Raw genomic sequence first — 12,894 nt, 5'->3', positions numbered from 1 at the left:
TTAATGACTATGCGCCGTTTCTCATTGATTCCAGCTCTTCCCAACGCGCAAAGGCGGTTTCCAGCTGCTGTTCGACGTCAGCCAGTTCATCAAGCACCGGCTGCGTTTTATCGTGTGGCTGACTGAAAAAATCCGGATGACTCATTTTGGCCTGAAGCTCGCCAATACGCGCCTCTAACTGTTCCAGCTTTTGCGGTAACTGTTCCAGTTCACGCGTCAGGTTATAGCTTAGTTTGTTCGCGTTACGTTTGGCAGCGTCATTTTTCGCATCGGCAGGCTTGAGGGCACTATTTGTCCCCTTTGCTGAGCCCTGCACCTTTTGCTGTTTGTACGCTGCACGCTGCTGCTGCGCATCGTGATAGCCGCCGACAAAGGTCCCTATCTCACCGTTGCCTTCAAAAATCCAGCATTCGGTTACGGTGTTGTCAACGAACTGACGATCGTGACTGACCAGCAGCACGGTGCCCTGGTAACCGTCGATGAGCTCTTCCAGCAGCTCCAGCGTTTCCACATCAAGGTCATTGGTCGGTTCATCAAGGATCATCAGGTTACTGGGACGCAGGAACAGACGCGCCAGCAGCAGGCGGTTACGCTCCCCACCCGACAGCGCCCTGACCGGCGTCATCGCGCGTTTAGGATGAAACAGGAAATCCTGCAGATAGCCCAGCACGTGACGCGGTTTACCATTGACCAGCACCTCTTGTTTGCCTTCCGCCAGGTTGTCCATCACGGTCCGATCGGGATCGAGTTCCGCACGGTGCTGATCGAAATAGGCCACTTCAAGTTTGGTCCCGGAGTGCACACGACCGTGATCGGCCTTCAGCTGTTGCAGCATCAGACGCAGTAACGTGGTTTTACCACAGCCGTTCGGCCCAATCAGGGCGATCTTGTCACCGCGCTGCACCTGGGCTGAGAAATCTTTCACCAGCTGCTTGCCGTCTACCGCGTAATCCACGTTTTCCAGTTCAAAGACAATTTTGCCGGAGCGTGATGCTTCACCGACCTGCATATTGGCTTTGCCCATGACTTCACGGCGTTCTGAACGCTCGCGACGTAGGGCTTTTAACGCCCGAACGCGGCCTTCATTACGGGTTCGACGTGCTTTGATGCCCTGACGGATCCAGACTTCTTCCTGTGCCAGCTTGCGGTCAAACTCAGCATTTTGCATCTCTTCAACGCGCAGGGCTTCTTCTTTGCCTTCCAGATACGCGTCGTAGTTACCCGGCCAGGAAACCAGCTTGCCGCGGTCCAGATCCACAATACGGGTGGCCATATTACGGATAAAAGAACGGTCGTGAGAGATAAAGACGATACTGCCGCTGAAGCTTTTCAGGAAGGTCTCCAGCCAGTCAATCGTTTCAATATCAAGGTGGTTGGTGGGCTCGTCCAGCATCAGTACGCGAGGATTACTGACCAGCGCACGCCCCAGCGCGGCTTTACGCAACCAGCCACCGGACAGAGACGACAGTTCTGTGTCCGGCGACAGACCAATCTGCTGCAGCACGTCCATGATACGACTTTCCAGCTGCCACAAATTGTGATGATCCAGGATGCCCTGCAGACGCGCCATCTCATTGAGATTTTTATCACTGGGATCGTCCATCACCTGGTGCGAGATCGCATGGTAGGCTTTGAGATGCTCCGCCTGCTCTTCGACGCCCTCTGCCACAAAATCATAAACTGATCCGGTGATATTGCGCGGCGGATCCTGCTGGAGCCGCGCCACGACCAGATCGGTTTCATAAATGATGCGTCCGTCATCCAGCGGCTGCTCGCCGTTGATGATTTTCATCAGTGTGGATTTGCCCGCCCCGTTTCGGCCAACCAGACACACGCGCTCATTTTCTTCGATATGCAGTTCGGTATTGTCTAACAGAGGCGCATCGCTAAAAGACAGATAAGCGCCGTGGATACTAATCAATGACATGAAACTTATTCCTTACCAGCATGAGTGATCAGCCAGCAGTTATGAATTTGGCGGTTACGCGCAAAATCCTGTGACAGGGTTTTCTGAGTGATGTCCTGAGCCTGGAGCCCCAATGCGTTAAGGCCATCCAGATCCATTTTGAAACCACGTTTATTATTCGAGAACATGATAGTACCGCCTTTACGCAACAGCCGTTTCAGGTTACGCATCAGCATCATATGATCGCGCTGCACATCAAAACTCTCTTCCATACGTTTTGAGTTAGAGAACGTGGGCGGATCGATAAAGATCAGGTCGAAATTTTCGTCGCTCTCGTTCAGCCAGCTCAGGCAGTCGGCATGCAGCAGGCGATGCTGACGACCGGTGAGGCCGTTCAGCCGCAGGTTACGCTCTGCCCACTCCAGATAGGTACGCGACATATCCACGGTGGTGGTAGAGCGTGCGCCGCCCAGACCCGCATGCACGCTGGCAGAGCCGGTGTAAGCAAACAGGTTCAGGAAATCCTTGCCCTGACTCATCTGACCCAGCATCTTGCGGGCAATACGGTGATCGAGGAACAATCCCGTATCCAGATAGTCAGTCAGGTTCACCAGGAAACGGGCGTTAAATTCCTGCACTTCAAAATAGTCGCCCTTCTCACTCAGCTTTTGATACTGCGCTTTGCCCTTCTGACGTTCGCGCGTCTTGAGGATTAAGCGGTTTGACGGCAGCTCCAGCACGCTCAGCGTGGCACTAATCACGTCAAACAGGCGCTGCCGGGCTTTATTCGCGTCGATGGTTTTGGGTGGCGCATATTCCTGCACCACCACCCAGTCCGCATAGCGATCCACGGCCACATTATAGTCCGGCAGATCGGCGTCATAAATGCGGTAGCACTCGATACCTTCCTGGCGCGCCCACTTATCCAGCTTCTTGAGGTTTTTGCGCAAGCGGTTCGCGTAATCTTCAGCAATCTGATTACCGCGCTCAGCGCTGTTCGCCGACAGCTGATAGTTTTTCTGCACACAGTCCAGCGGGCCATTTTTGGCTTTGAACTGACGGTCGGCACGCAGTTGCAGACAGCTCAGTAGTTCGGGCGATGCGCTAAACAGCGACAGATTCCAGCCGGCGAAGTGCTGCTTCATCAACCGGCCAAGCTGGCTGTGCAGCGCAATAAGCGCAGGCTCACTTTCAAGACGTTCACCGTAAGGTGGGTTACTGAGCACCGTTCCCGTCACCTCAGTCTGAAGAGGATTCTGCAGCTTCAGCAAATCCTGTTGGCCAAAGGTGAACAGTTCAAAAACGCCGGCACGACGTGCATTCGCTTTTGCCCATTCCAGCACCCGGCCATTATTGTCATAACCAAAAAAGCGCGCCTGGCACGCCGCCGTCCCGGCACGGGCACGGGCCTGAGCATCGCTCTTGACCTCGCGCCACAGGCTTTCGTTAAAACCGGCCCATGCCGTGAAGCCCCACTGGTTACGCAGTAAACCCGGCGCGCGGTCGCAGGCCATCAGCGCAGCTTCGATCAGTAACGTGCCTGAACCACACATCGGATCGATGAGCGGCGTGGACGGCTGCCAGCCTGAACGCATCACAATCGCTGCGGCCAGGTTTTCTTTCAGCGGCGCCTGACCCGTTTGCTGACGATAGCCGCGCTGATGCAGGGCACTGCCGCTTAAGTCCAGAGCTATACTGGCGCGGTCGTCATCAAGCCAGACGTTAATACGAATATCGGCCTGTTCACGATCGACGTCCGGGCGTGCCAGGTTACGACGGGTAAAACTGTCGACAATCGCATCTTTGACGCGCAGCGCGCCAAACTGGCTGTTACGGATCTCATCGTTGGTGCCATTAAAGTGCACCACGAAGGTTTTGTCGCTACCGAACATGGCGGGCCAGTCAATGCCCTGCACGCCAAGATAGAGATCGAGATCGCTGTAAACGCCGACCTCGGTCAGAGGCAGCAAAATACGCGAAGCCAGACGACTCCACATCAGGCTTTGGTACATTACGCGGTCATCGGCCTTGAAGTGAACGCCTCCCTGTACCACTTGCAAATCCTGCGCGCCCAGCGCGTCCAGCTCATTTTTTAACAGCTCTTCGAGCCCACGCGCCGTGCTGGCAAACAGAGAATTCATATCGTCACTTTTTTACTCTTGAGAAAATTGTTGCGCATTATAGCGAATCGCAGACCTATGTCATAAAGTTAGCTTCTTTTGTCTTGCGCGCCCGCTTCTGGAGACTTTCATGATCACGCTTTCCCGCTTATTTATCCATCCCGTAAAATCCATGCGCGGGTTGCAGGTCTCACATGCCTGGGCTGCCAGTAGCGGGTTAACCTATGACCGTATTTTTATGGTGACCGAACCTGACGGAACCTTTATTACGGCGCGTCAGTTTCCGGAGATGGTGCAGTTCACGCCGGCGATTACGCCAGACGGTCTGTTCTTACAGGCCCCCGACGGGAGCCAGTCACTCATTCGTTTTGCCGACTTTACCCATGCTGAGCAGCCCACGGAGGTCTGGGGCAATACGTTTACCTCACGAATCGCCCCCGAGACGATCAACCAGTGGCTGAGTGCGTTCTTTCCACGACCGGTGCAGCTACGCTGGGTCGGACCGCAGCCTTCACGCCGCGTCAAACGTTTTACCGATGTGCCACTGGGCTTTGCCGATGGATATCCCTACCTGCTCGTGAACAGTGCTTCGCTGCAGGATTTACAGCAGCGCTGTCCCGCCAGCGTGCGAATCGAACAATTCAGGCCAAACCTGGTCGTGAGTGGCGCACCTGCGTGGGATGAAGACAGCTGGGCGGAGATCGCTATCGGTCAGGTTAATTTCGCCGTTCCAAAACCCTGTAGCCGCTGTGTTTTTACCACGATTGGCGTGGAAAGTGGTCAGAAGCATCCTGAGGGGCAACCTTTGACCACGCTGCAGGGCTTTCGGACAGCGCAGGACGGCAGCGGGGACATTGATTTTGGCCTGAATCTGATCGCGCTCAACAGCGGTATTATTCGCGCTGGCGACGACGTCAGGATACTGAAACGCCAGTCGCCGCGCGCCTATGGTCCAGGAGAGGTGACTGAAACACTGAAACCGCAACGGCAACCCGCCGCGCAGGTAACCATCACCTGGCAGGGCCAGCGTTTCAGCGGTGATAATCAGCAGGTCTTACTTGAGCAGCTTGAAGCCCAGGGCTTTCGCATTCCCTATTCGTGTCGGGCGGGTCTGTGCGGCAGTTGTAAAATAACGCTGGTTGCGGGAAAGGTGAACGCCTTAAAGCAAAGCGCCATCCGTCACGATGGCACTATATTGAGTTGCAGCTGTATTCCTGCAAGCGATATCGAGGTGATCTGAATTACACCGCGCGCGCATAGCGCGTGGTTTTTTCCTGCTGGTGCGGTTGTAGCCGATCGTTCATCACTTTAATCGCATCGCCGAGCACCATCCCCTTGCCCGCCAGCGTCAGAGCGGGCTGTGCCAGTAAGCAGAGTGCGGCATTATCACCGTTTTCAACCACCAGCAGACGCGCCTGCTCGCCGCTGTCCGCCAGCGTCACCGCCACCATCTCACCCACCGCAGGCTGCATAGGCTGGCGGTGCGCGGAGAAATGCCAGCTTTTCGGCATCAGTGGCTTCAGGAAACGTGCGGCAACCAGCGCATTTAAAACCAGCTCGGCACGCTGGTCGCTGCTTAGCGGGCTTTGACGACACTTCTCTTCGAACGTGAAATAAAGAGCCGCATCGTCAACACAGAATCCGGATTCGGTGAAAGCATCAGGGGTCAGCATTTTACGTGCATAGCGGGAACGAAAAAGCATACCGTCAGCCAGATCGAGCATCATACGGTCGTGCTCTGCGTCGTAGAACCAACGCCATTTGTCATCGGGTTTAATTTTCATCATGTGCCCTGTATTTACCGCTGCGCTAAAGCTAAAAATCCATAAAATAAAAATGCATGCTGAAAAATCGTGCAACAGGACAAAATATAAACGAGCCGGAGGGATAAATAAACCCCCCGGCGCATTATTATGGCGAATGTCTTAGATATGGGTCACGATATCTTTAATTAAACCGGGCCCTTTATAAATAAAGCCAGAATAAATTTGAACCAACGTCGCGCCCGCTGCTATTTTTTCACGCGCAGCAGTAAGCGAATCAATACCGCCTACGCCAATAATGGGCAATCTTCCCTGTAACTCCTGCGACAGTCGCTGGATGACGGCGGTACTGCGCGACTGTACCGGACGACCACTTAATCCACCGATTTCTTCGCCATATTTCAGGCCCTTTACCAGAGAACGATCGAGCGTGGTATTGGTCGCAATGACACCATCAATTTGGTGACGTATTAAACTGTCGGCAACCTGGATCAATTCGTCTTCAGAAAGATCCGGCGCGATCTTAACAGCCACCGGCACATATTTGAGATGCCGTTTTTCCAGATCTTTCTGTTTGGCTTTTATGGAAATGAGCAGATCGTCCAGCGCCTCACCATATTGTAACGAGCGTAAACCCGGCGTATTGGGTGATGAAATATTGATCGCAATATAACCGGCGTGCGCGTACACCTTCTCCATACAGATCAGATAATCGTCTTTTCCCTGCTCCACGGGTGTGTCTTTATTTTTGCCAATATTGATCCCGAGTACGCCTTTAAAGCGGGATTTTTTTACGTTTTCAACCAGGTTATCAACGCCGAGATTATTAAATCCCATGCGGTTAATAATCCCTTCGGCTTCCACTAAGCGAAACATGCGTGGCTTGTCATTGCCCGCCTGCGCGCGCGGCGTGACTGTTCCGACCTCCACAAAGCCGAACCCCATTGCCCCAAATGCATCAATACACTCGGCGTTTTTATCCAGGCCCGCCGCCAGGCCAAGAGCATTGTCGAAGGTCAGCCCCATGCAGGTAACCGGACGCGAGGGTAAATGCTGGCGAATGATCATTTCCAGCGGCGTGCCGCTCATAAAGCGTAATTGCTGAAAGGTGAGATGGTGCGCACGTTCAGGATCGAGCCTGAACAACGCCGGTCGGACAATTGAGTAAAACATGCACTCTCCTGGAAGACGGAAGCGATGGTGAAAATCAGTGCACGGGAAATTGTGCGCCAGAATGGTAAGGTGCTCTGGCGCAAAAGTAAATCGCGGGGCGCTAAGTCGGGAGACTGTTTAAAGTCGTTTTGATCTTACACAACGGAATCGTTTGCTGTACGGGAATTCAGCCTGTCCGGGAAAGCATAGTCGCGCCAGATGTTATGCCGCACCATAATGCCGAAGATACCAATACAGACCAGCACCTCGGCCAGCACCATCGACCAGGCCGCACCGATGGCCCCAAACTTCCATGCCAGCAGACAGCACACCGGGACGTTAACCACCCCCGCAACCATCATTACCATCATACGTTGCCGCGCCAGTCCATGCGGAATCAAAATCTGCAGGCCCGCCGGATAGGCAATATTGCCAAACAGGAAGCAGAGTACAAAGACGCGCAGCACATCCGCTGACGGCAGGAAGTCTTTCCCTAACAGCAGTGCGACAACCTCATCGGCAAACAGCCAGGTGAAGATCACGATAGACAGGCTCAACGCAAACGACAGCATCAGGCTTTTGCGCGTCGCCGCCACTGCAGCGGCTTTATCACGCCCAAATAAGTGGCTTACGCGGGGGAAAAACGCGCTACCAATCTGCTCCGGCACCGAGTTGGCGGCCTTGCGCAGCCTGTCCGCACCGTTATAGATCCCCACCATATAGTGCGAGGTAAACGACGCCAGAATCACGACGTTTACGCTGTTAAACAGATTGGCACCTGCGATGGCAATAAAGACATCGGCACTGTCGGTAATGCGCTGTTTGATTTCGCGTGGTTCAAAGCGATACGCGCCAATCACCTTCATTTCCAGCACAAACTTCAGCGTAATGATGGCATTGATGATCGATACCGCGCCCGGTATCAACGCAGCCAGCCAGGTATCGTCCGGCGTTTTAACCAGTAGGAACGTGAGCGGAATGGCACAAAAGTTACCAAAAGTGGCAATCACTGCGGTTTTGCCCAGCTTTTCGAAGCCCTGCATTAACCAGCCAAACGAAAACAGTGAGCCGATTAAGGTGGTGCAGTTGGCCAGAATAATAAAGAACAGCGAATGCCAGGACGGATTAAACCACGTCGCAGTGAGTAACGTACCGCTGGTAACCAGTAACAGCATCAGCTTGGCGTTAAAGGTGGACCAAAAAAGCTGGGTAACACGTGCCTTATCGTCACGGTGATGGGCAATGTCCTTGGTAGTAAAAACATTGAATCCCCAGTCGGAGATGGTACTGCAGTAAAGGACGCAGGCAATCGCCAGCGCCAGAATCCCCATATGGTCCACCCCCAGCACGCGCGCCAGATAGGGGAGCGTCGCCAGCGGAAACAGGAACGAGGCTCCCCGGTACGCCAGCAAAGATAAGATATTCACTACTAAACTTTTATCGAGCACTTTTGCCATGTCGCAACAACCTTATACACATTGCATGTCTCACCTTCTCATTTCGCTCAGGTGCAAACAACATCAGGTCCCATTTTTAGGAATTACGGAACGCGTTTGAGTTCTTTCTTCACTTTATGGCTTTGCAATAAAATGAAGGTTTCCGGACGGTTAAGCAGCAGCCATTCTTTGAGGCTGCCGGCTTTAATTCGGCGCCCCAGATATCGAATCGCATTGAGCACATATTCCGGTACAGGCGTTTGATTGTAGAGCGACAGATAGATCATTAAACGGAAGGAGTGAATAAGGTAAGCTTTTTCCAGCGCCTTTTTTAATTCACTTTGGGTCTGCGCACAACATAAGGTGTCATAGGTGGCAATAAACGCATTGTAACGTTGGGCGAAAAAGGATGGACTTTTACTGCTGTTAGTCAGTGATCCAACGCGGATACGCTGTTTGTAATACGTCTGGCGAGTGACCCATGCCTGTTGGCAATGCATAAATACCGATAAGGTAAATTTGTGATCTTCATGCACGCGATCGACGAAGCGCAAATGATGCTGCTGGATAACGGTTTTTCTTACCACATAATTCCAGGCCGCCGACGTATAGGAGCCATTATGCAGCAAACTTAGCAGGACATCCTGTGGCTTCTGAATGCCGGTCAGGTTATGCCTGACTTTTGGCCACGTCACGTCCGGTTTGTCTTCGCGGTAAGCGCTGGAATTAAAACAAAATAAATCGGTATCGGGATAATTGTCGACAACCTGGGCCAGTTCATTGACGAATCCTTCCACCACCACATCATCCGGGTCGCAAAAGAAAACGAACTGCCCTTCAGCGACCTCAACGCCTTTATCACGCGCATTACCTGCGCCACCGTTGGCAATAGTGATCAGTTTCACCTGAGGAAGATGGCCATAGTGCTGTTCAATTAACGCCACGGTTCCATCGGTAGAACTGTCGTTAACAATGATAATTTCGTTTGGCGCGCTAATTTGTCTTAATAATGAATCCACACATTCGACAATATATTTTTCAACATTGTAAGTGGGAATAATGACCGATAACAGGATGTCAGACATACAGGTTTTCTCTGCTGTTAGAAAAGGACAAATAAATCCACCAGCCCGAGACAGGCACTGACCAAAGGCGAATAGTAATTTTAAAATAACAGGCGCTTACATTGAGCAGAGACATTTTACTGCCTGAATGACTAAAATGCCTGCCTCAATCTCAACAGGGTCCGAATGTGACAAAAACCATGGTTAGAAAATCTGAAGAATAGCTCGCTGATAATCATCTCCCCGTTGAGGAACCATTTAGGCACGGCCGTCTGTTCAGGGGGGTTTCAGGCCGGACATCTGTAACTAAAAATGAATTGTTGTTAAAAACTTCGCCAGACTGCTGCACTTAACACGCACCGCCTGATGCAACTATTCCTAATCCCCTCTCGCCATCGCGTTAAATAACGTTGAATTTTAATTCTTTTTTTTTTCCTTCCTCCTGTGAATTTAAAAAAGCGAAAGGCGTGTTTTTCGTTTCACCTGAATGTTTCACTTTTCTGATACTCAAGTAACCAAATGTACGGATTTCCAGGTTTAAACGAATTTTATTCACCCGGATTAATGTATCGACTCGCCCGTCCTGGCGTTTTTAAGATTTGTCGCATCAGGTCTTTCTCAGAGACGCGGCGGTCTCGCTTCAGGCCTTTTGCCGGTTTTCACCTTTAGATTGTCAGAAAAATCATTTAAGCCGTGCCGTCGCCTCTGCCAGGATGAAAGCATCAGTTCTCAACAAAAGATAATCAATAACTTTCAGTTATAAGGAGTCGTAATGAGAGTGCTCACCCTGGCAGGTAGTCCGAGATTTCCTTCACGGTCCACATCGTTATTAGCGCTGTGCCAGCGCAAACTGGAAGCATCCGGTGTTGAGGTTATTCCCTGGAATATTCATAACTTTCAGCCTGAGGATCTGATCAACGCCCGCTTCGATTCCCCGGCTATTCTCGCCCTGAGCGAAGACCTGGCTCAGGCTGATGGCCTGGTTATTGCCACGCCGGTTTATAAGGCGTCTTTCTCGGGCGCGCTAAAAACCGTTTTGGATCTGTTACCTGAACGCGCGCTGGCCCACAAAGTGGTGCTGCCGTTAGCCAGCGGGGGCAGCGCTGGCCATATGCTGGCCCTGGATTACGCACTCAAGCCCGTATTAAACGCCCTGAAAGCCGAAGAAGTGCTTCATGGTGTTTACGCCGAAGATAAACAAATTCATCACTATGATCGCCAGCCGGAACTGGATCCGGTACTGGCTACCCGTCTGGAGGAAGCGGTGCACACATTCTGGCTGGCGCTGTCCCGACGTCATCAGCCCGTTGCCCTGGCTGTGTAAGGAAACAATGATGAAACGAATAATCAGCGCGTGGTTAATGGCAGGGATGTTCGTGGCAGGCGCACAGGTGAATGCCGCAGAACCCGCCCCTGCACAGGTTCGCATCGGCTATCAAAAAGGATCGGTCAGTATGGTGCTGGCCAAGGAGCATCAGCTGCTGGAGAAGCGTTTCCCTGCTACCCGTATTCAATGGATCGAATTCCCGGCCGGACCGCAAATGCTGGAAGCGCTGAACGTTAACAGTATTGATATTGGCAGCACTGGTGACATTCCGCCTATTTTCGCCCAGGCAGCCGGGGCGGATTTGCTGTATATCGGCTCAGAGCCGCCTAAGCCGAAAGCTGAGGTCATCCTGGTCAGCCAGAACAGTCCGTTGAAGTCGGTTGCCGATCTCAAAGGCAAAAAGGTGGCGTTTCAAAAGGGTTCCAGCTCGCACAATCTGCTGTTGCGTGCGCTGGAAGAAGCAGGTCTCAGTATCAAAGATATCCAGCCGGTTTATCTGACGCCAGCCGATGCGCGCGCCGCTTTCCAGCAGGGTAACGTGGACGCCTGGGCAATATGGGACCCCTACTATTCTGCCGTACTGCTTCAGGGCAATGTCCGCGTGTTGAAAGACGGCACCACGCTGAACCAGACGGGGCCGTTCTACCTTGCAACCCGCCATTTTGCGCAGGAACACAATGACTTCGTCTTAGCGACGTTAAAAGCCTTTAGTGATGCCGAAGCCCTGACGCGTAGCGAACGTGACCAGAGTATTCATCTGCTTTCGACATCGATCGGTCTGCCTGAGGCCGTCATTGCCAGCAACCTGGACCACCGTCCACCCAGCCCGGTCAGTCCGGTCAGTGCGCGCACGGTTGCTATGCAGCAGAAAACCGCCGATCTGTTTTATGCCAATCATCTGATTCCCGTAAAAGTATCGATTGCCGAGCGCATCTGGCATCCCCAGGCCGTGACGCAATAAGGAGAGAAAAATGAGTGTTTCCGTATTCTGGTTCCTTCCAACCCATGGTGACGGCCATTATCTTGGCACGGCTGAGGGCGCGCGTCCGGTTGATCATGCCTATTTACAACAGGTTGCCCAGGCTGCCGATCGTCTGGGATTTGGCGGCGTACTGATCCCTACCGGGCGTTCCTGCGAGGATGCCTGGCTGGTGGCCGCATCGCTGATCCCCGTTACGCAGCGTCTGCGCTTCCTTGTCGCGCTGCGTCCTGGCGTGATTTCCCCCACCCAGGCGGCGCGCCAGGCTGCAACGCTCGATCGTCTTTCCAACGGACGCGCGTTGTTCAACCTGGTGACCGGGGGCGATCCCGAGGAACTGGCCGGTGATGGCGTCTTTCTTGACCACCGTGAGCGCTATGCAGAATCGGCCGAATTTACCCGCGTCTGGCGCCGCGTGCTGGAAGGCGAAACGGTGGATTACGAAGGCAAGCACGTGCATGTACGAGGTGCGCGTCTGATGTTTAAGCCGGTACAGCAGCCTCGTCCGCCGCTGTGGTTCGGGGGTTCGTCAGAGCCCGCTCAGGATCTGGCTGCCGAACAGGTCGATGTTTATCTGACATGGGGCGAACCCCCTGCGCTGGTGAAAGAAAAAATTGAGCAGGTGCGGGCGAAAGCCGCAGCACAGGGCCGAAAAGTCCGGTTTGGCATCCGGCTGCATGTCATCGTGCGAGAAACCAATGAGGAAGCCTGGCAGGCAGCCGATAAGCTGATCGCGAATGTGGATGATGCCACCATCGCCAAAGCGCAAAGTGCCTTTCAGCGCACCGACTCGGTAGGCCAACAGCGCATGGCCGCCCTGCACGGCGGACGCCGCGATAAACTGGAAATCAGCCCCAACCTTTGGGCTGGCGTTGGGCTGGTGCGCAGCGGGGCAGGCACCGCGCTGGTTGGCGATGCGCCTACCGTAGCGGCTCGCATGAAAGAGTACGAAGCCCTGGGCATTGAAACCTTTATTCTCTCTGGTTATCCGCATCTGGAAGAGGCTTATCGCGTCGGCGAGCTGCTGTTCCCCCATCTGGATCTGGCTATTCCCCAGATTCCTCAGCCTCGTGTTGTTCAGGCGCACGGTGAAGCGGTCGCCAATGATTTTACACCAGAGAAAAAAGCCGCGCGGGCCTGAGGAGAT

Annotated in this window: 10 protein-coding genes; 4 read left to right on the top strand and 6 right to left on the bottom strand. The window is 53.3% G+C overall.

Going from position 1 to position 12,894, the window contains the following annotated elements; genetic code table 11:
- Positions 1-7: 7 nt before the first annotated feature.
- Both NYE92_RS22035 and rlmKL read right to left on the bottom strand, forming a co-directional pair.
- A complete protein-coding gene (locus tag NYE92_RS22035) occupies positions 8-1,927 on the bottom strand; it encodes an ABC transporter ATP-binding protein (RefSeq protein ID WP_013025271.1) in 1,920 nt (639 codons plus the stop codon).
- Positions 1,928-1,932: 5 nt separating this feature from the next.
- Entirely contained in the window at positions 1,933-4,047 is a 2,115-nt protein-coding gene (gene rlmKL / locus NYE92_RS22030) for a bifunctional 23S rRNA (guanine(2069)-N(7))-methyltransferase RlmK/23S rRNA (guanine(2445)-N(2))-methyltransferase RlmL (protein ID WP_013025270.1), read from the bottom strand.
- 109 nt (positions 4,048-4,156) lie between these two features.
- On the opposite strand from rlmKL, the gene NYE92_RS22025 reads away from it, so the two are divergent.
- On the top strand, positions 4,157-5,266 hold the full coding sequence (locus NYE92_RS22025) for a YcbX family protein (RefSeq protein WP_029568576.1): 1,110 nt from the start codon (positions 4,157-4,159) through the stop codon (positions 5,264-5,266).
- A 1-nt stretch (position 5,267) separates the two neighbouring features.
- On the opposite strand, the gene NYE92_RS22020 is transcribed toward NYE92_RS22025, so the two are convergent.
- The 4 genes from NYE92_RS22020 to NYE92_RS22005 all read right to left on the bottom strand — a co-directional run bounded on the left by NYE92_RS22020 (position 5,268) and on the right by NYE92_RS22005 (position 9,462).
- Complete coding sequence (locus NYE92_RS22020) at positions 5,268-5,810, bottom strand: cell division protein ZapC (protein WP_015700640.1); 543 nt, start codon at positions 5,808-5,810, stop codon at positions 5,268-5,270.
- A 141-nt stretch (positions 5,811-5,951) separates the two neighbouring features.
- Positions 5,952-6,962: a quinone-dependent dihydroorotate dehydrogenase gene (gene pyrD, locus NYE92_RS22015; protein WP_014606179.1), complete on the bottom strand. Its 1,011-nt coding sequence runs from the start codon at positions 6,960-6,962 to the stop codon at positions 5,952-5,954.
- 134 nt (positions 6,963-7,096) lie between these two features.
- On the bottom strand, positions 7,097-8,398 hold the full coding sequence (locus NYE92_RS22010; RefSeq protein WP_013025266.1) for a flippase: 1,302 nt from the start codon (positions 8,396-8,398) through the stop codon (positions 7,097-7,099).
- Between the two features lie 83 nt (positions 8,399-8,481).
- Positions 8,482-9,462 carry a glycosyltransferase gene (locus NYE92_RS22005; RefSeq protein WP_014606180.1) on the bottom strand — a complete coding sequence of 327 codons (981 nt, stop codon included), beginning with the start codon at positions 9,460-9,462 and terminating at the stop codon, positions 8,482-8,484.
- 751 nt (positions 9,463-10,213) lie between these two features.
- On the opposite strand from NYE92_RS22005, the gene ssuE reads away from it, so the two are divergent.
- From ssuE to ssuD, 3 genes are read left to right on the top strand one after another with little or no spacing between them, the layout of a single operon-like run.
- Positions 10,214-10,765, top strand: a complete 552-nt coding sequence (gene ssuE, locus NYE92_RS22000; protein WP_013025264.1) for an NADPH-dependent FMN reductase — start codon at positions 10,214-10,216, stop codon at positions 10,763-10,765.
- Between the two features lie 10 nt (positions 10,766-10,775).
- Complete coding sequence (locus NYE92_RS21995; protein WP_014606181.1) at positions 10,776-11,729, top strand: sulfonate ABC transporter substrate-binding protein; 954 nt, start codon at positions 10,776-10,778, stop codon at positions 11,727-11,729.
- 10 nt (positions 11,730-11,739) lie between these two features.
- Positions 11,740-12,888 carry an FMNH2-dependent alkanesulfonate monooxygenase gene (gene ssuD, locus NYE92_RS21990; protein WP_014593339.1) on the top strand — a complete coding sequence of 383 codons (1,149 nt, stop codon included), beginning with the start codon at positions 11,740-11,742 and terminating at the stop codon, positions 12,886-12,888.
- Positions 12,889-12,894 lie beyond the last annotated feature (6 nt).

Source organism: Pantoea sp. B566 (genome assembly GCF_024793925.1).
Lineage (GTDB): Bacteria > Pseudomonadota > Gammaproteobacteria > Enterobacterales > Enterobacteriaceae > Pantoea > Pantoea ananatis.
Note: the sequence above shows the minus strand (reverse complement) of the source record. Positions and strands in the feature narration are given on the sequence as shown.